The organism is Pseudomonas sp. Marseille-Q5117, from assembly GCF_946901175.1.
Taxonomy (GTDB): Bacteria; Pseudomonadota; Gammaproteobacteria; order Pseudomonadales; family Pseudomonadaceae; genus Aquipseudomonas; species Aquipseudomonas iranensis.
This window is the reverse complement of record NZ_CAMPPP010000002.1, coordinates 155444-173552: the sequence shown is the minus strand read 5'-3', so window position 1 is coordinate 173552 and position 18109 is coordinate 155444. Positions and strand designations below refer to the sequence as shown.

Here is an 18109-nt window from a genome sequence, read left to right as displayed (position 1 = left end):
ATGAGCGGCTTTTCGACTGATGATCCGGCAGTTTAGCCAAGGACCCGATCAGCGCACAGCCTATTAAAGCGCGGCAATAAAAAAGGGAGATCCGCGGATCTCCCTTTTTCGTACCGCCGGTGTGATCAGTCGAATACGCCGAAGGTCATGTAGCTGAACCACGAGCGATCGGTGTCGCTGGATTCCGGCTCTGGCTCTTCGATCACGTCGCCGTTTTCGTCTTTAGGCTTGAGCTCGTTCGGAATCGCATCTTTCGCGTCCTGGAACTGCTTCTGCACGTCCTGGTTGGCGCGGGTTTCGCCCGGCGGCAGCGGTGGACGCGATTCGATCAGGCCCAAAGTCGCCTTGCTCAGGAACGAACGGTTGTCGGCCTCGGCTACGCGTGGCACGAACTGGCCATCTTGCAGGCTTGGGTGATCCGGGTAGTTGAGCTTCAGGGTTTCCAGGCTGGTGGCGGCCAGATCGTCGAGGTGCAGACGCTGGTAGGCTTCGGTCATCACCGCCAGGCCGTCGCCGACCGATGGGGTTTCCTGGAAGTTTTCCACGACATACTTGCCACGGTTGGCAGCGGCTACATAAGCCTGACGGGTCAGGTAGTAGTCAGCGACGTGAATCTCGTAGGCCGCCAGCAGATTGCGCAGGTAGATCATGCGCTGCTTGGCGTCCGGCGCGTAGCGGCTGTTCGGGTAGCGGCTGGTCAGCTGCGCGAACTCGTTGTACGAGTCACGGGCGGCGCCCGGGTCACGCTTGGTCATGTCCAGCGGCAGGAAGCGCGCCAGCAGGCCGACGTCCTGGTCGAACGAAGTCAGACCCTTGAGGTAGTACGCGTAATCCACGTTCGGATGCTGCGGATGCAAACGAATGAAACGCTCGGCGGCAGACTTTGCAGCTTCCGGCTCGGCGTTCTTGTAGTTGGCGTAGATCAACTCCAGCTGAGCCTGATCGGCGTAGCGACCGAACGGATAACGCGACTCCAGAGCCTTCAGCTTGGCTGTGGCGCTGGTGTAGCTGTTGTTGTCCAGGTCAGTCTGAGCCTGCTGATACAGCTCGGCTTCGCTGAGGTTTTCGTCTACGACTTCCTTCGATGAGCAAGCAGCGGTCAATGCGAGGATGGCGATCAGCAGCAGGTGTTTCACTTGCATGGCGGCTTGCGTCCCTATGACGGCCGCTGTCTTGGGCGGGGCCGTCCTGTTATGATGAGCGCCCCGTTGAAAAGCCTCGGGGCAAAAGACGCCGTATTTAACCACAAGCGCGCAGCCGAAACCAAAGGCTGTGCCGACGCCCAGTCCGAGCATGTCCGATAAAATTGAACTTCGCGCAGAGGTGCCGTCCGAATTGGGCGGCCAACGCCTCGATCAAGTCGCCGCCCAACTCTTCGCTGAGCACTCACGCTCGCGCCTTTCCGCCTGGATCAAAGAAGGTCGCCTGACTGTGGACGGGGCGGTGATCCGCCCGCGCGACATTGTGCATGGCGGTGCCGTCCTTGAGCTGACTGCCGAGCAGGAAGCCCAGGGCGAGTGGATCGCCCAGGACATCGAGCTCGACATCGTCTATGAAGACGACGACATCCTGGTGATCAACAAGCCTGCGGGCCTGGTGGTGCACCCGGCCGCCGGTCACGCCGATGGCACCCTGCTCAACGCTTTGTTGCACCATGTGCCGGACATCATCAATGTCCCGCGCGCCGGTATCGTGCATCGTCTGGACAAGGACACCACCGGTCTGATGGTGGTGGCCAAGACCATTCAGGCGCAGACCAAGCTGGTCGCACAATTGCAGAGCCGCAGCGTCAGCCGTATCTACGAGTGCATCGTGATCGGCGTCGTCACCGCCGGCGGCAAGATCAATGCGCCGATCGGTCGTCACGGCCAGCAACGCCAGCGCATGGCAGTGATGGAAGGCGGCAAGCCTGCCGTCAGCCATTACCGCGTGCTCGAGCGTTTCCGTTCGCACACCCACGTGCGGGTGAAACTGGAAACCGGTCGGACCCACCAGATCCGCGTGCACATGGCGCACATCAACTTCCCGTTGGTCGGCGATCCGGCCTACGGCGGGCGTTTCCGCATTCCGCCTGCGGCCAACCCGACCATGGTGGAATCGCTCAAGCACTTCCCGCGTCAGGCGCTGCACGCGCGCTTCCTTGAACTCGATCACCCGACGAGCGGCGAGCGCATGAGCTGGGAATCGCCACTGCCGGAAGATTTCGTCTGGCTGCTGACCCTGCTCAAGCAGGATCGCGAGGCCTTCGTCGGATGAACTGGCTGACGCCGGACTGGCCTGCGCCGGCCAGCGTCAGGGCCTGTGTCACCACCCGCGAGGGTGGTGTCAGCGAGGCGCCGTTCGACAGCCTGAATCTGGGCGATCACGTCGATGATCGCCCGCAAGCGGTGGCCGAAAATCGTCGCCGCTTGACCGAACACTTCTCCATACAGCCTGCCTGGTTGCAGCAAGTGCACGGGATCACCGTTGCGCACGCTGATCCGGGCATCGTTGCGACTGCAGATGCCAGTTGGACGGCAACGCCGGGTATTGCCTGTGCGGCGATGACGGCAGACTGTTTGCCGGCATTGTTCTGCGATCGTGCCGGCACGCGTGTCGCGGCCGCTCATGCCGGTTGGCGTGGTCTGGCGGCGGGGGTGCTTGAAGCGACCCTCGATAGCCTCAATGTTGCACCTGAAGACGTGCTGGTCTGGCTCGGTCCGGCGATTGGCCCGCAAGCCTTTGAAGTCGGTGCGGAAGTACGCGAAGTCTTCGTCAAACAGTTGCCGGAAGCGGCGACAGCCTTCGTGCCGAGCCACAATCCCGGCAAGTTCATGGCCGACATCTATCACCTGGCGCGCCTGCGTCTGGCTGAACGCGGTGTTACCGCTGTTTATGGTGGCGGTTTCTGCACCGTGACCGATCCGCGCTTCTTCTCCTATCGCCGTGCGTCGCGCACTGGGCGCTTCGCCTCTCTCGTTTGGATCACCCGCTAGACTTGCCTGACCTGTATCAACTCTCCGACGCTTGAATCTTGCAGAATCGACCGCATCTATAGCGGTATCTGGCAGGTTTCTTTATTCAGGATGGTTTCTTAGGTCCGGCCTGCTCAAAAGGAAGGTGACCCATGCGTATTGACCGTTTAACCAGTAAATTACAGTTGGCCCTGTCCGACGCCCAGTCGTTGGCGGTTGGCCACGATCATCCGGCCATCGAGCCGGCGCACTTGATGCAGGCCATGCTTGAACAGCAGGGCGGTTCGATCAAGCCGCTGCTGATGCAGGTAGGCTTCGACGTCAACAGCTTGCGTAAAGAGCTGACCAAAGAGCTCGACCAATTACCGAAAATCCAGAACCCGACCGGCGACGTCAACATGTCGCAGGATCTGGCGCGCCTGCTCAATCAGGCCGACCGTCTGGCTCAGCAGAAGGGCGACCAGTTCATCTCCAGCGAACTGGTGCTGCTCGCCGCGATGGACGAGAACAGCAAGCTCGGCAAGTTGCTGCTCGGCCAAGGCGTGAGCAAAAAAGCCCTGGAAAACGCGATCAACAACCTGCGTGGTGGCGAAGCGGTAAATGACGCCAACCAGGAAGAATCGCGTCAGGCCTTGGACAAGTACACCGTCGACCTGACCAAGCGCGCCGAAGACGGCAAGCTTGATCCGGTGATCGGCCGTGACGACGAGATCCGCCGCACCATTCAGGTTCTGCAACGCCGCACCAAGAACAACCCGGTGCTGATCGGTGAACCTGGCGTGGGTAAAACCGCGATCGCCGAAGGGCTGGCGCAGCGCATCATCAACGGCGAAGTGCCGGATGGCCTTAAAGGCAAGCGCCTGCTGTCGCTGGACATGGGCGCGCTGATCGCCGGCGCCAAGTATCGCGGCGAGTTCGAAGAGCGCCTGAAAGGCTTGCTCAACGAGCTGTCGAAGCAGGAAGGGCAGATCATTCTGTTCATCGACGAACTGCACACCATGGTCGGCGCTGGTAAAGGCGAAGGCTCGATGGACGCTGGCAACATGCTCAAGCCTGCGCTGGCTCGCGGCGAGTTGCACTGCGTCGGCGCGACCACGCTCAACGAGTATCGCCAATATATAGAGAAGGACGCGGCGCTCGAGCGGCGTTTCCAGAAAGTCCTGGTGGACGAGCCGAGCGAAGAAGACACCATCGCCATTCTGCGTGGCCTCAAGGAGCGTTACGAGGTCCACCACAAGGTGGCGATCACCGACGGCGCGATCATTGCCGCGGCGAAACTCAGCCATCGCTACATCACGGATCGGCAGTTGCCGGACAAGGCCATCGACTTGATCGATGAGGCCGCCAGCCGTATCCGTATGGAGATCGACTCCAAACCGGAAGTACTCGATCGTCTGGAGCGGCGCCTGATTCAGTTGAAAGTGGAATCCCAGGCGCTGAAGAAAGAAAGCGACGACGCAGCGAAGAAACGCCTGGAAAAACTCCAGGAAGAAATCGAGCGTCACGAACGTGAGTATTCGGATCTGGAAGAAATCTGGAACTCGGAAAAAGCCGAGGTGCAGGGTTCTGCTCAGATCCAGCAGAAGATCGAACAGTCGCGCCAGGAACTGGAAGCCGCACGCCGCAAAGGCGACCTGAATCGCATGGCCGAGTTGCAGTACGGGGTGATCCCCGACCTGGAACGCAGCCTGCAAATGGTCGACCAGCACGGCAAGAGCGAAAACCAGTTGCTGCGCAGCAAGGTGACTGAAGAAGAGATTGCCGAAGTCGTGTCGAAGTGGACCGGCATCCCGGTGTCGAAAATGCTCGAAGGCGAGCGCGACAAGCTGATGAAGATGGAGAGCCTGTTGCACAAACGGGTGATCGGTCAGGAAGAAGCGGTCGTGGCTGTGGCCAACGCCGTGCGGCGTTCCCGCGCCGGGCTGTCCGACCCGAATCGTCCGAGCGGCTCGTTCATGTTCCTCGGCCCTACCGGTGTCGGTAAAACCGAGCTGTGCAAGGCCTTGGCCGAATTCCTTTTCGATACCGAAGAGGCGATGGTGCGGATCGACATGTCCGAGTTCATGGAGAAACACTCCGTGGCTCGTCTGATTGGTGCGCCACCGGGCTACGTCGGCTATGAAGAGGGCGGTTATCTGACCGAAGCGGTGCGTCGCAAGCCGTACTCGGTGATCCTCATGGACGAAGTCGAGAAGGCGCACCCGGATGTGTTCAACATCCTTCTGCAAGTGCTTGAGGATGGCCGGCTGACCGACAGTCACGGGCGTACGGTGGACTTCCGCAACACGGTGATCGTGATGACGTCCAACCTCGGGTCGATGCAGATCCAGGAACTGGTCGGTGATCGTGAGGCGCAGCGTGCTGCTGTGATGGACGCGCTGACGTCGCACTTCCGTCCGGAGTTCATCAACCGGGTCGACGAGGTGGTGATCTTCGAGCCGTTGGCGCGGGATCAGATCGCCGGGATTACCGAGATCCAGTTGGGTCGCCTGCGCAGCCGTCTGGCCGAGCGCGAGCTGAAGCTGGAGCTGAGCCCGGAAGCAATGGACAAGCTGATCGCCGTCGGTTACGACCCGGTGTATGGCGCACGTCCTTTGAAACGGGCGATCCAGCGCTGGATCGAAAACCCGCTGGCGCAGTTGATCCTGTCGGGTCATTTCATGCCTGGCGACACCGCCACCGGCAAGGTCGAGAACGACGAAATCGTTTTCGGCTAAGCCTCAGCGGCAATGAAACCGGGAAGGCCTCGCATTGCGAGGCCTTTTTTTCGCCAGGCTGTTGAACTCAAAGGAAAAGGCTTGTAAAGTGCGCCCCGCAGTCAGTCACCGGCAGCGTTTCAACCCACCAGGTTGGAATCTGAAATAAGTTGCAAATCATTAACTTGAAAGCAATTTAGGGGGTTGACAGAGGTGTTCTAGGTTGTAGAATAGCGCGCCTCAGACACACGAACGCAGCGATGCGAACGGGTGGCGAGATGCAACAAAGCTTCATCGTTGTAAATTGAAATATGTAGTTCCGTGATAGCTCAGTCGGTAGAGCAAATGACTGTTAATCATTGGGTCCCAGGTTCGAGTCCTGGTCACGGAGCCAATTTCAAACCGGGGTATAGCGCAGTCCGGTAGCGCGCCTGCTTTGGGAGCAGGATGTCAGGAGTTCGAATCCCCTTACCCCGACCATATTTGGGTCGTTAGCTCAGTTGGTAGAGCAGTTGGCTTTTAACCAATTGGTCGTAGGTTCGAATCCCACACGACCCACCATTTTTGAAACCAGTTTGCGCTGGGATCGAATCTTAAGATCAGAAGCCAAAAGCGCTGATCGAAGAAGGCGATCTTTGAAAGGTCGCCTTTTTTTTACCGGGGTATAGCGCAGTCCGGTAGCGCGCCTGCTTTGGGAGCAGGATGTCAGGAGTTCGAATCCCCTTACCCCGACCATATTGAAAATCCTCGTATCGAAAGATACGGGGATTTTTTTTGCCTGCCGAAAGCTGAATCCCTTCAAGTCGTCATACAACCTGCCGATAGCCCGCTAACACGAGGGGACTGCCAACGCTTCGCCCCTTGATCTGGCCATTACAAGAATAAGGGCGTTCGTCATGTTGCTTCGTCAGTTGAATATTGCTCCCCGGGCTGCCTTGGGATTTGCCCTGATCGCGGTGTTGGTGGCCTTGCTCGGCGTGTTTGCGCTGGGGCAGATGTCGAGCATCCGCGACAGTGAGGTGGCGGTGGAGAACCGTTGGTTGCCGAGCATCCGTGGCGGCGACGAGATCCGCGAACTGATGCTGCGCATCCGCACCATCTCTCTGCGCATGGCGCTCGATCAGGATTCGGCCAATATCGCCACCTATCGCGGCCAGATGGACACCCGCGACAAGGAACTGAGCGAGAAGATCGCCGCCTACGACAAACTGGTCGACACTGCCGAAGGCCAGCAGCTGTATGACCAGTTCAAGAAAACCTTCGCCGCCTATCGCACTGGCATTGCCCAGTCGTTCACCCTTGCCGAGCAAGGCAAGCGTGACGAGCTGACCAAATTGCTGCTGGTTGACATGAAGACCGTGGTCGACGGCTCCGGCAAGCAACTCAACGATCTCGCCGATCTGTTCGCCCGCCAGGTCGCTGCCGAAAGCGAGAAGTCCGCCGCGCATTATGAAACCTCGCGCACCATCGTTACTCTTTTCATTGCCTTGGCAGCGCTGGCCACGGTGGCGCTGGCGATGTTGCTCACGCGCAGTATCGTGCGCCCGCTGAGCAGCGCCGTGGATGCCGCTGAAAGTGTCGCCAAGGGCGATCTAACCCGACCGATCGAAACCCATGGCAATGACGAAGTCAGCCGTTTGCTCAAGGCCTTGGCGACGATGCAACAGAACCTGCGCGAGACCCTGCAAGGTATCAGCGGCTCAGCTACGCAACTGGCCACCGCCGCGGATGAACTGAGCGCCGTCACCGTCGACAGCACCCAAGGCCTGCAAGAGCAGAACAACGAAATCGAACAAGCTGCCACTGCGGTCAACGAGATGACCGCTGCGGTGGAGGAGGTCGCGCGCAACGCGGTGTCGACGTCCGATGCCACGCGCCAGTCCAGTCAATCAGCGCAATTGGGCCAGGAGCGCGTCAGCGAAACCGCCAGTGCGATCAACGCCCTGGCCAGTGATGTACAGAACACCGGCGAACTGGTGCAGTCGCTGGCCAATCAATCGCAAGACATCGGTAAGGTTCTGGACGTGATTCGCGCCATCGCTGAGCAGACCAATCTGCTGGCGCTCAACGCTGCCATCGAGGCCGCACGCGCCGGTGAAAGCGGTCGAGGTTTTGCGGTGGTGGCCGACGAAGTGCGCGCACTGGCTTATCGCACGCAGCAATCGACGCAGGAAATCGAGCAGATGGTGCAAGGCATGCGCAGCGGCTCGAGCCTGGCGCTGGAGTCAATGCAGGCCAGCGCTTCCCGTGCGGCGAGCACCTTGGTTCTGGCCGAGCGGGCAGGTGAGGCGCTGGTGACGATCACGGCGTCGGTGCACGAGATTCACGAGCGCAACCTGGTGATCGCCAGCGCTGCCGAGGAGCAGGCGCAGGTGGCGCGGGAAGTGGATCGCAATCTGGTGAATATTCGCGACCTGTCGGTGCGTTCGGCTGCGGGGGCTGATCAGACCAGCGCATCGAGCCACGAACTGTCGCAACTGGCCAATGCGCTACAGGGCATGGTGCGGCGCTTCCAGCTGTGATGAACAGCGATTCATTGCAGGCCTTCGCCCACTGATTTGAGAACAGCACGAAACAATGTGGGAGCGAGCCTGCTCGCGAAGGGGCCGGATCATTCAACGACAGTGTTGACAGACCCACCGCTTTCGCGAGCAGGCTCGCTCCCACAGGTTGGCGTTTTAGTGCAGTTTCAGACGCGGCTCGGTGCCACGACCAATCTTGCTGCCCAGCATCAGCATCGCCGTGCGGAACGGCCCGTACAGCGCCATCTGGTGCATACGGTACAGCGACACATAGAACATCCGCGCCAGCCAGCCTTCGAGCATGACGCTGCCGGTCAGGTTACCCATCAAGTTACCCACAGCAGAAAAACGCGACAGCGAGATCAGCGAGCCGTAGTCGGTGTATTTGTACTCCGGCAGGGTCTTGCCTTCGATGCGCAATTTCAGCGACTTGGCCAGCAGCGACGCCTGTTGATGCGCCGCTTGTGCCCGTGGCGGCACGTTGCGATCGGTACCCGGTTGCGGGCAGGCCGCGCAGTCACCGAAGGCAAAGATGTTTTCGTCGCGCGTGGTTTGCAGAGTCGGCAGCACTTGCAGCTGATTGATGCGGTTGGTTTCCAGACCGTCGATGTCCTTGAGGAAACCCGGTGCGCGAATGCCGGCAGCCCAGACTTTCAGGCTGGCCTTGATCTCGTTGCCATCGGCGGTGGTCCGGCTGTCGGCAGTCACTTCGCTGACTGCTGCGTTGGTCATCACATTGACCCCGAGCTTTTCCAGGGTCTTGTGCACCGGCCCGCTGATGCGCTCCGGCAGGGCAGGCAGCACCCGTGGGCCGGCTTCGATCAGCGTGATGTGCATGTTTTCCGGTTTGATCCGGTCCAGACCATACGCGGCCAATTCATGGGCGGCGTTGTGCAGCTCTGCCGCCAGTTCGACGCCAGTGGCGCCAGCGCCGACGATGGCCACGCTGATTTGCTCGACCACATCGGTCTGCCCGGCGTGGGCGCGCAGATAGTGATTGAGCAATTGCTGGTGGAAGCGCTCGGCCTGTTTGCGCGTATCGAGGAACAGGCAATGCTGCGCCGCGCCCTGGGTGCCGAAATCGTTGGTGGTGCTGCCGACGCTGATCACCAGCGAGTCATAAGCCACTTCACGCGCCGGTACCAGCTCGACGCCGTTTTCGTCATAGGTCGCGGCCAACTGGATTTTCTTCTGCGCACGATCAAGCCCGCTCATGCGCCCAAGCTGGAACTCGAAGTGGTTCCATTTCGCCTGGGCGACATAGTTGAGTTCGTCTTCGGAGGAGTTCAGGGAACCGGCGGCCACTTCGTGCAGCAGCGGTTTCCAGATGTGGGTCAGGTTCGCGTCGACCAGCATGACGCTGGCCGTGCCGCGCTTGCCCAGAGTCTTACCCAGGCGGGTAGCCAACTCCAGACCGCCGGCGCCGCCGCCGACAATGACAATACGATGGGACATAGGGATAACTCGCAAGGTTTTTAAAGGAAATCGGTGCGGTTACCCGAGGGAGCGCAAGGCAGCTCATAACGTCAGGTAACTGATAAATCGGCTCAACAGGCCCAGACCAATGGTCACTGCCAGCACCAGCACCAGGAGCATCCACGGCCGGAAAGGCCGGCGCTCGACACGGTGTTGGGACAATTGCAGGTACTCTTCGACATGCTTTTGGTCTTCGGGGTTCAGGCGGCTGGTCATATTTGCCTCGTCAGGTAGACGTTACTGAATGAGCACAGGCTACAGCGGTTTTCAGCCCGGGTTGAACGCAGCGTAGCCGCTGTCCGGAACCGGTTCGACGCACACGCTATCGTCGAGGCGAATGATGCCGCTTTGTAACACCCGGGCGGTGATCCCGCCATGCCCGCGCACGGCTTGAAAAGTGCCCGGGCCGAGATTGTTCTGCAAGCGTGCACAGGGCTGACACCAGCCAGTGGTTTCGAGTATCGCCTGCCCGATGCGAAAGCGCCGCCCCTTCAGGCTAAACAAATTGATTCCGCTTATAACGAGATTGCGCCGCAGATCTTCAGGCCGGACTGGCTGATCAGCGGGACGGCCCATCAATGCGTTGATTACCGCCAGGTGCTCCCACTGGATCAGCGTCACCTGTCGCGCATTGCGAATGCCCGGGCGGGCGTGGTCGCCGGTGAGCCCGGCTTCCAGCCGCGCCTCGACCGCGTCGAGCTCAAGCATCGGCCCGCGGGATTCTGGACGCACGCCGATCCAGCGCACACGACCGGTTTGCGGAACCTCGGCGATCAACTGCTGCAGCGGCGTCACAGGCTGATGCCCACGTCGAACACAATGCTGCGGCCGAGGTTGCTGCGCAGAAAGTCCGGTGCGTCGGGGTGGGCAAACAGCACCCTGGCGAACGTCGGGCCGACCAGCGACAGCGAGCGCCAGCCCTGACGCAGGTATTCGGTCGGTGGCGGGAAATGACTGTTGAGGTCCAGCACTTCGCGCTTGAGACTGGCGAAGGCGATGATGTCCAGCTCACCCAGATCCATGCCGCGTTCCTTGTAGTTGTGCGCCTTCTTGCGCAGGGTCGGCGCCAGACGCAGGAGAAATTCGTTGGCCGGGATGCGCTTGGGTTTGGCTTCGCGGCGCACCAGTTGGCTCAGGGAAAATGCGCTGCGCCGACGCTGCAATTCGTCGCGCCACTCGTCATTCAGACGGCGGCCTTCATCGAGGACGAAAAAAACTTCGAAATTGGCATCGCGGAACAATACGTCCGGCGGCTCACCGGCCGGGGCGAATTCGTCGGCGCGGTAGGGGATGTTCAGACCTTGCAGCAGGCGCTGGCAGACCCAACGCTCACGCTCCCATTTGCGGGCATTGGACAGGAACGCATTGGCCTGCTCGGCCGCGATGGTCAGCAGGCGTAAATAATCTGAATCATCCATAAGCCCAAGCTTAGCGTCCAAATGCGACAAGCAGATAGCTTTGCATCGGCTGGTGCACATACATCGGCGGTGTAGACTGCGACAAAGCGGTAAGTCCATGGAGAAGGTGAGGGAATCATGATCGGTGCCGAACTGCTGTCCTCGGCAAGCCTGACGCTCGGCTGGCTGATTTATCTGCCGGTGCTGCTCTGGGCGATCATGCGTGCGCCATGGGTCGAGCTGTTCAGCGACAGTCGCCGGCAGCACTTGCTGTTCGGCACGGTGTTCGCGCTGTTTCTGCTGTGGCTGGTGCGCAGGGATTTCGACACCGGCGTGTCTTATCACTTCATCGGCATGACGGCGGTGACGCTGCTGCTTGATTGGCCGCTGGCGATCGTCGGCGGGCTGGTTGCGCAGATGGGGCTGGTGCTGCTGGGGCGTCAGGACCTGGCTGCGGTGGGCGTCAATGGCGCGTTGCTGATTCTGCTGCCAGTGCTGATCACCGAATGCGTGGCAATCCTCGTGGAGCGTGCGCAGCCACGAAATCCGTTCGTTTACATCTTCTGTTCCGGTTTCTTCGCCGCTGCGTTGTCAGGCCTGTTGTGCCTGATTCTGAGCCTGACGTTGCTGTGGTACGACGGCCTCTTCGCCATGCCGGAATGGCTGGAAGATTTCGTCGGCTACCTGTGGTTGCTGCTGTTTCCCGAGGCCTTTATCAACGGCATGGTTGTCAGTGCGTTGGTGGTGTTCTGCCCGGAATGGCTGGAGACCTTCAACCGCACCCGTTACCTTTCAGCGCCGTGGAAGGACGACGATCCGAAGTCTTGATCCACATCAAACCGGCCATGCCGCAGAGATTTCATGCTCGCGCAAATTCCTTCAGGAGCAGTGGCATGGGCGTTTACGAATGGGCGCGGCAGGAAACCCGGCAGAGTCTGGAGCTGGCGCAGGAAGTGGGCTTTGACCCGGGCCTGAGTTTGCGCGCCCTGCTCAGCGCCGTGGTGCAGCAGAGCAAGGCAGTGCGCAATGCCGAAGACCTGGCCGACGAGTTGCGCTTTCTTGCGGAGAACCTCGACGACAGTCAGGACTACGGCTTTATGCGGCCCTGATCAGCGATCAGTGACGCGGATCGAAATCGCCGGAAAACAGCTCGTCTTCGGCATCCGGGGCGACCGGAATCTTGTGCTCTTCCGAGGCCCAGGCGCCGAGGTCGATCAGTTTGCAGCGATCGGAGCAGAACGGACGGAATTTGTTCGCCGGGGTGAATTCGACGGGGGCGCCGCAGGTTGGGCATTCAACGGTTGGAATCTGGCTCATGCTTGGCCTCCGGATAAAGTCAGATAAAAGTGATGCAGACGCTCGACCTCGCTGTGCAGCCAGGCGAGGTCGCGGTCATTGACGATCACGTCGTCGGCACGGCTCACGCGGTCTTCACGGCTCGATTGCGCCTTGAGGATCGCCTGCACCTGCGCTTCGCTGGTCTGGTCACGTTGCAAGGTGCGTTCGATCTGCAGCTGTTGCGGCGCATCGATGACCAGAATGCGCTGGGTCATCGCGTATTGCCCGGACTCGATCAGCAACGGTGACACCAGAATCGCGTAAGGCGATTTTGCCTGCGCCAGATGATGAGCGATTTCCTCGCCGATCAACGGATGCAGCAGCGCTTCGAGCCAACGTCGCTGTTCGGGGTCTTCAAAAATCAGTTTGCGCAGTGCGGCACGGTCCAGTGTGCCGTCGGCCTGCAACACGCCGGAACCGAAATGCTCGGCGATTTTCGCCAGCGCCGGACGCCCCGGTTCGACTACCCAGCGCGCCGCATGATCGGCATCCACCACGTGCACGCCGAGGTCGATGAAGTGCTGCGCCGCCGCGCTTTTGCCGCTGCCGATGCCGCCGGTCAGGCCGAGGATCCAGGGTTTTTCCACAGGGGTATTCATTTCAAACCGACAGACTGCCAATAGAAGTCAGTTATTTGACCACCCCAGAGCAAGGCAATCCAGCCGGCAATTGCCAGAAAGGGCCCGAAGGGGATCGGCGTCGAGGTTTCCTGGGCGCGCAGGCGCAGCATGACGACGCCCAAAATCGCTCCCACCAAGGATGACAACAGAATCGTCAGCGGCAGAATCTGCCAGCCACCCCAAGCGCCAAGCAAGGCCAACAGCTTGAAATCGCCGTGACCGATGCCGTCCTTGCCGGTGAGCAGTTTGAACAGCCAGAACACCGACCACAGCGCCAGATACCCCGCGACTGCGCCCCACAATGCATCTGGCAACGCCACGAACACGCCGAAGCTGTTGACGATCAGCCCCAGCCGCAGCAGCGGCAGCACCAGCACGTCGGGCAGCAGCTGATGTTCGCAGTCGATCAGACTCATCGCCAGCAAGCCCCACGTCAGCAAAATCAGCAAGCTCGCCGGCCAGCCGAAGCCCAGATGCCAGGCGATGAATGCCGAGAGCAGGCCGCAGGCCAGTTCGGTCAGCGGGTAACGTCTACTGATCGGCGCCGAACAGGCCGAGCAGCGCCCGCGCAGCAGCAGATAACTGAGCAGCGGAATGTTTTCCCACGGGCGGATCCGGTGTCCGCAATGCGGGCACGCGGAGTGCGGCAGCATCAGGTTGTAGGTCGGCACGGGCGTTTCGCTGGGCAGGCCGAGCACATCATGGGCTTGCTGGCGCCAGTCGCGCTCGAGCATTTTCGGCAAGCGCCAGACCACAACATTGAGGAAGCTGCCGACCACCAGCCCGAGCAGCAGCGCGCTGACCACAAAGGCCAGCGGATACACGGCAAACAGTTCATCGATAGGCATGTCAGATCGCTGAGCCGAGTTGGAAGATCGGCAGGTACATGGCCACCACCAGTCCACCGACGATGACCCCCAGCACCACCATGATGAACGGCTCCATCAGGCTGGTGAGGTTGTCGACCATGTTATCGACTTCCGCTTCATAAAAACCGGCGACCTTGTCGAGCATGTCATCCAGCGCGCCCGATTCCTCGCCGATGGCGGTCATCTGCACCGCCATATTGGGAAACACACCGGTGCTGCGCATGGAGAAGTTCAGCTGCATGCCGGTCGAGACGTCTTGCCTCACGCGCAGCACCGCGCGCTTGAACACCACATTGCCGGTGGCGCCCGCCACCGAATCCAGTGCTTCGACCAGCGGCACACCGGCGGCGAAAGTGGTCGACAGGGTGCGGGCAAAGCGGGCGACGGCGGACTTGTACATCAAAGTGCCTACCAGCGGCAGCTTCAGCAGCCAGGCATCGCGCCGGTCGCGCAGGGCCTGCGAGGTCTTCAGCGCGTGACGAGTGCCGAAAAACGCTGCCACCAGTGCAAACAGAATCGCCCACCACCACTGCTGCATGAATTCCGACAGGCTGATGATCATCAGGGTGAAGCCCGGCAGTTCTGCGCCGAACCCGGAGAATACCGACTGGAACTGCGGCACCACTTTGACCAGCAGAATGCCGGTCACCACCGCCGCCACCAGCACCACGGCGGTGGGGTAGGTCATGGCTTTCTTGATCTTGGCCTTGAGCGCTTCGCTTTTTTCCTTATAGGTCGCCACTCGTTCGAGCAACGTGTCGAGGGCACCGGACTGTTCGCCGGCGTCGACCAGGTTGCAGTACAACTCGTCGAAGTATTGCGGCTTCTTGCGCAGGGCCGTGGCGAAGCTGTTACCGGCGGCAACTTCCTGTTTGACCTCATCGACCAGCTTGCGCATGGCCGGGTTTTCGAAGCCTTCGCCGATGATGTCGAAGGACTGCAACAGCGGTACACCGGCCTTCATCATCGTTGCCATCTGCCGGGTGAACAGGGCGATGTCCTGCGGTTTGATGCGTTTGCCCAAGGTCAGCAGGGAGGCGGACTTCTTGCGCACCTTGCCCGGGTTGATCCCCTGTTTGCGCAGCTGCGCCTTGATCAGTGCGGGGTTCTGTCCGCTTAGTTCGCCGCTGACTTTGCTGCCTTTGCGGTCGGTGCCTTCCCAGGCGTAAATGCTGACTTTTGCTGCCTTGACCGCCATGTTCAATCCTTGGTGACCCGGTTGATTTCCTCAAGGCTGGTGATGCCTTGCATGGCCTTGTACAGCCCGGAAGTGCGCAGATCGGCGAAACCGTCGCGGCGCATCTGAATGTCGATTTCCAGCGAATTGCCTTCGGCCATGATCAACCGTTGCAGGTCCGGTGTGTTCTTTACCACTTCATAAATCCCCACGCGTCCTTTGTAACCGCCGTTGCAGTGATCGCAACCGACCGGCTCGTAGATCGTGAAATGACCGATGCGTTCCTCGGGGAAGCCTTCCTTGAGCAAGGTTTCGTGCGGGATTTCCAGCGGCCGCTTGCAGTGCGCGCACAATTTGCGCGCCAGACGCTGGGCGATGATCAGGCTGACCGAGGTGGCAATGTTGAAACCGGGAATGCCCATGTTGTGCAGGCGCGTGAGGGTTTCCGCCGCGCTGTTGGTGTGCAGGGTCGACAGCACCAGGTGGCCGGTCTGCGCGGCCTTGATCGCGATCTCGGCGGTTTCCAGATCGCGGATCTCGCCGACCATGATCACATCCGGGTCCTGACGCAGGAACGAGCGCAGCGCCTGGGCAAAGTCCAGCCCTTGGCGGGGATTGACGTTGACCTGATTGATGCCTTCCATGTTGATTTCCACCGGGTCTTCGGCGGTGGAAATATTGATGTCGACGGTGTTGAGGATGTTCAGCCCGGTGTACAGCGACACGGTTTTACCGGAACCGGTGGGGCCGGTGACCAGAATCATCCCTTGCGGCTGTTTCAGCGCGGCCAGGTACAAGGCCTTTTGTTCGGCCTCGTAGCCCAGCGCATCGATGCCCATCTGCGCACTGGACGGGTCGAGGATCCGGATCACCACTTTTTCGCCCCACAGGGTCGGCAAGGTGTTGACGCGAAAATCGATGGATTTGCTTTTCGACAGGCGCATCTTGATCCGCCCGTCCTGGGGTTTGCGTCGTTCGGAAATATCCAGACTGGCCATCACCTTCAAGCGAGCGGCAATACGCCCGGCCAACTGGATCGGCGGCTTGGCCACCTCGCGCAGCATGCCGTCGGTGCGCATGCGCACCCGGTAGTTTTTTTCGTACGGCTCGAAATGCAGGTCGGACGAGCCGCTCTTGATCGCATCGAGCAGCATCTTGTGCACAAAACGTACGACCGGGGCGTCGTCGGCATCGAGGCCGCCGATCACGTCCTGTTTGTTGTCATCGATGGACTCGACGTCGAGGCCGTCGAGATCGACATCGGCCATTTCTTCCAGACCCGAGGCGTGGCTGTCGAAGAACTTGTCGATGGCGTCGCTGAGCTTGTCGTCCTCGACCAGAATCGCTTCGGTGCTCAGGCCGGTGCTGAACTGGATGTCGCTGATCGCCTGCTGATTGCTCGGGTCGGAAAGGCCCACGAACAATTTGTTGCCGCGCCGCCACAAGGGCAGGGCGCAATGCTGACGAACCAGTTTCTCACTGACCAGCCCCTTGGGCTGAGTCTCCTTGTCGAGGCAGCTGAGATCGAGCAGGGCCATGCCGAAATGTTCCGAGGCGATCTCGGCGATCTGCCGGCTGTTGACCAGTTTGTTGTGTACCAGGTAATTGACCAGCGACACGCGATTGCGCTGGGCCTGCGCCCAGGATTGCCGGGCACTTGTTTCCGTGAGCAGTTCGGCCTGGACCAATTGCTTGGCCAGACCGCTCAGAGCGATGTCATTCATGGGGATTCCGCACGCTTGCCGTTCATGACTTATAGCCTAGTCAAGTGACAGCGCCAAACACGGCCGGTGCAGGTGACAAAAAGTGTCAGATAGTGCGGTTGCGGGTTGTAGGAAACGGCGCAGGGTATCGCGCATGTCCAGCAGGCCGGGCCTGAAAGGCGTTGGCATGGGCTGTGCTGAGCCTTGTTCAGATCATGAGATTTCGACTCATGCATGGAGCGTGTCTATGAAAAAACAACAAGGTTTCACATTGATCGAGCTGCTGATCGTCGTGGCGATCATCGGCATTCTGGCGACTATCGCCCTGCCTCAGTATTCGAAGTATCAGGCGCGGTCGAAGGTGACGGCGGGGTTGGCGGAGATTAGTGCATTGAAAGTGCCGTTCGAGGACACGATCAATCAAGGCACAGCTCCAACTCTGGCCAACGTTGCCAATGGTGCGACTACTACCTCCAACTGTACGTTGGCAGTTACAGGCACAGCCGCGACTGGCGAAGGCACGCTTACCTGTACCCTGCTCAATGCACCAGGTCCGGTGTTAGGTAAAACCATTACGCTTTCTCGTTCCGGGGCGGCGACGGGGAATACCTCCGGTGTTTGGACGTGTGCGACGACGGTCAACTCTGATTATTCTCCGCGCGGTTGCACGGCCAGCGGTACGTAATCACAAAGGTAAATAATCAGAATGCCCCGCATTGCGGGGTATTTTTGTATCTGCGATCACTTAACAAAAGCTCCAATAATTTCAGCAGCTTATGAACTTTCCGAAAAACCGCAACTTGCATGCGAAATTGCGTTGAGTCATGCATTTTGCATGAAAACGAAAAACAGCGTTTTTTATAACTCATTGTTTTTAAACAGTTTTATGCGACTGAAAAAGTTGGCACAGCGTTCGCAATATCTCCGGTAACCCTGCTGACAAGCGTTACAGCAGACTTCCAGTAAAAACAGGAGTTACTCGTATGAAGAAGTTCGCTATCACTGCCGCTGCTACCGCTCTGACCCTGACCATGGCTGGTGGCGCTTTCGCCCAGTCCGCTCAGGCTACCCAAGCGCCAATGGTTCTGGCTGCCGGTGAAGTTACCGAAATGAAACAAGATACCAGCGACACCTGGATCACCACCAAGGTCAAAGCTGACCTGGTTACCGAAAAAGGCATTCCAGGCACCGACATCAAAGTTGAAACCAACAAGGGTGTAGTTTCCCTGTCGTCGACCACTGCGGTAACCGAGTCGCAGAAAGAAGTCGCCGTAGGCATTGCCAAGAAAATCAAAGGCGTTAAAGCGGTCTCCGCTGATGGCCTGAAAGCCGAGTAAGGCAAGACTTCTCGCCTGAA

The 18109-nt window shown here is 59.8% G+C and carries 18 protein-coding genes and 4 tRNA genes; 12 read left to right on the top strand and 10 right to left on the bottom strand.

Translation table 11 applies throughout. The annotated features are described in order from the left end of the window. Positions 1-125: 125 nt before the first annotated feature. Positions 126-1142 carry an outer membrane protein assembly factor BamD gene (locus tag OC605_RS03905; RefSeq protein WP_016773139.1) on the bottom strand — a complete coding sequence of 339 codons (1017 nt, stop codon included), beginning with the start codon at positions 1140-1142 and terminating at the stop codon, positions 126-128. A 151-nt stretch (positions 1143-1293) separates the two neighbouring features. Between OC605_RS03905 and rluD the strand changes: the two genes are divergently transcribed. From rluD to OC605_RS03865, 8 genes are all read left to right on the top strand, one after another. Continuing rightward, the gene (rluD, locus tag OC605_RS03900; RefSeq protein ID WP_016773140.1) at positions 1294-2256 is read left to right on the top strand and encodes a 23S rRNA pseudouridine(1911/1915/1917) synthase RluD; all 963 of its coding nucleotides are present in this window, start codon (positions 1294-1296) and stop codon (positions 2254-2256) included. Next, complete coding sequence (gene pgeF / locus OC605_RS03895) at positions 2253-2975, top strand: peptidoglycan editing factor PgeF (RefSeq protein ID WP_262136343.1); 723 nt, start codon at positions 2253-2255, stop codon at positions 2973-2975. Before rluD ends, pgeF begins: the two co-directional genes overlap by 4 nt. Positions 2976-3106: 131 nt before the next feature. Continuing rightward, entirely contained in the window at positions 3107-5671 is a 2565-nt protein-coding gene (gene clpB, locus OC605_RS03890) for an ATP-dependent chaperone ClpB (protein WP_262136342.1), read from the top strand. 297 nt (positions 5672-5968) lie between these two features. Then, positions 5969-6044 (top strand) — tRNA-Asn (locus tag OC605_RS03885). A gap of 9 nt (positions 6045-6053) precedes the next feature. Then, positions 6054-6130, top strand: a tRNA-Pro gene (locus OC605_RS03880). Positions 6131-6135: 5 nt separating this feature from the next. Beyond that, a tRNA-Lys gene (locus OC605_RS03875) sits at positions 6136-6211 on the top strand. Between the two features lie 97 nt (positions 6212-6308). Then, positions 6309-6385, top strand: a tRNA-Pro gene (locus OC605_RS03870). 161 nt (positions 6386-6546) lie between these two features. Beyond that, complete coding sequence (locus OC605_RS03865) at positions 6547-8172, top strand: methyl-accepting chemotaxis protein (RefSeq protein ID WP_262136341.1); 1626 nt, start codon at positions 6547-6549, stop codon at positions 8170-8172. A 156-nt stretch (positions 8173-8328) separates the two neighbouring features. Here the strand turns inward: OC605_RS03865 and OC605_RS03860 are convergent, their stop codons facing one another. The 4 genes from OC605_RS03860 to OC605_RS03845 form a co-directional block, all read right to left on the bottom strand. Further along, positions 8329-9627: an NAD(P)/FAD-dependent oxidoreductase gene (locus OC605_RS03860; RefSeq protein WP_262136340.1), complete on the bottom strand. Its 1299-nt coding sequence runs from the start codon at positions 9625-9627 to the stop codon at positions 8329-8331. Positions 9628-9690: 63 nt separating this feature from the next. Continuing rightward, on the bottom strand, positions 9691-9864 hold the full coding sequence (locus OC605_RS03855) for a DUF3094 domain-containing protein (protein WP_007909875.1): 174 nt from the start codon (positions 9862-9864) through the stop codon (positions 9691-9693). Positions 9865-9915: 51 nt separating this feature from the next. Continuing rightward, a complete protein-coding gene (locus OC605_RS03850) occupies positions 9916-10443 on the bottom strand; it encodes an MOSC domain-containing protein (protein ID WP_024014346.1) in 528 nt (175 codons plus the stop codon). Beyond that, positions 10440-11066: a DUF1780 domain-containing protein gene (locus OC605_RS03845; RefSeq protein WP_007909887.1), complete on the bottom strand. Its 627-nt coding sequence runs from the start codon at positions 11064-11066 to the stop codon at positions 10440-10442. The genes OC605_RS03850 and OC605_RS03845 overlap by 4 nt, the downstream gene beginning before the upstream one ends. 117 nt (positions 11067-11183) lie before the next feature. Here OC605_RS03845 and OC605_RS03840 point away from each other — a divergent pair, with 117 nt between their 5' ends. Together OC605_RS03840 and OC605_RS03835 are read left to right on the top strand one after the other, a co-directional pair. Further along, a complete protein-coding gene (locus OC605_RS03840) occupies positions 11184-11873 on the top strand; it encodes an energy-coupling factor ABC transporter permease (protein ID WP_016773147.1) in 690 nt (229 codons plus the stop codon). Positions 11874-11938: 65 nt separating this feature from the next. Then, positions 11939-12154: a hypothetical protein gene (locus tag OC605_RS03835; RefSeq protein ID WP_016773148.1), complete on the top strand. Its 216-nt coding sequence runs from the start codon at positions 11939-11941 to the stop codon at positions 12152-12154. Between the two features lie 7 nt (positions 12155-12161). On the opposite strand, the gene yacG is transcribed toward OC605_RS03835, so the two are convergent. Genes yacG through pilB form a run of 5 tightly spaced genes read right to left on the bottom strand, consistent with a single transcriptional unit; the run spans position 12162 to position 16773 of the window. Beyond that, entirely contained in the window at positions 12162-12362 is a 201-nt protein-coding gene (yacG, locus tag OC605_RS03830; protein ID WP_016773149.1) for a DNA gyrase inhibitor YacG, read from the bottom strand. Beyond that, complete coding sequence (coaE, locus tag OC605_RS03825; protein WP_076564149.1) at positions 12359-12982, bottom strand: dephospho-CoA kinase; 624 nt, start codon at positions 12980-12982, stop codon at positions 12359-12361. Before coaE ends, yacG begins: the two co-directional genes overlap by 4 nt. Then, positions 12979-13851, bottom strand: coding sequence for a prepilin peptidase (locus OC605_RS03820; RefSeq protein WP_262136339.1), 873 nt, complete (start codon positions 13849-13851; stop codon positions 12979-12981). The genes coaE and OC605_RS03820 overlap by 4 nt, the downstream gene beginning before the upstream one ends. 1 nt (position 13852) lies before the next feature. Continuing rightward, on the bottom strand, positions 13853-15070 hold the full coding sequence (locus OC605_RS03815) for a type II secretion system F family protein (RefSeq protein WP_122693098.1): 1218 nt from the start codon (positions 15068-15070) through the stop codon (positions 13853-13855). 2 nt (positions 15071-15072) lie between these two features. Beyond that, on the bottom strand, positions 15073-16773 hold the full coding sequence (gene pilB / locus OC605_RS03810; RefSeq protein WP_262136338.1) for a type IV-A pilus assembly ATPase PilB: 1701 nt from the start codon (positions 16771-16773) through the stop codon (positions 15073-15075). 226 nt (positions 16774-16999) lie between these two features. Between pilB and OC605_RS03805 the strand changes: the two genes are divergently transcribed. Together OC605_RS03805 and OC605_RS03800 are read left to right on the top strand one after the other, a co-directional pair. Then, on the top strand, positions 17000-17437 hold the full coding sequence (locus OC605_RS03805) for a pilin (protein WP_073475464.1): 438 nt from the start codon (positions 17000-17002) through the stop codon (positions 17435-17437). A 298-nt stretch (positions 17438-17735) separates the two neighbouring features. Then, positions 17736-18089: a BON domain-containing protein gene (locus tag OC605_RS03800; RefSeq protein WP_016773155.1), complete on the top strand. Its 354-nt coding sequence runs from the start codon at positions 17736-17738 to the stop codon at positions 18087-18089. Positions 18090-18109 lie beyond the last annotated feature (20 nt).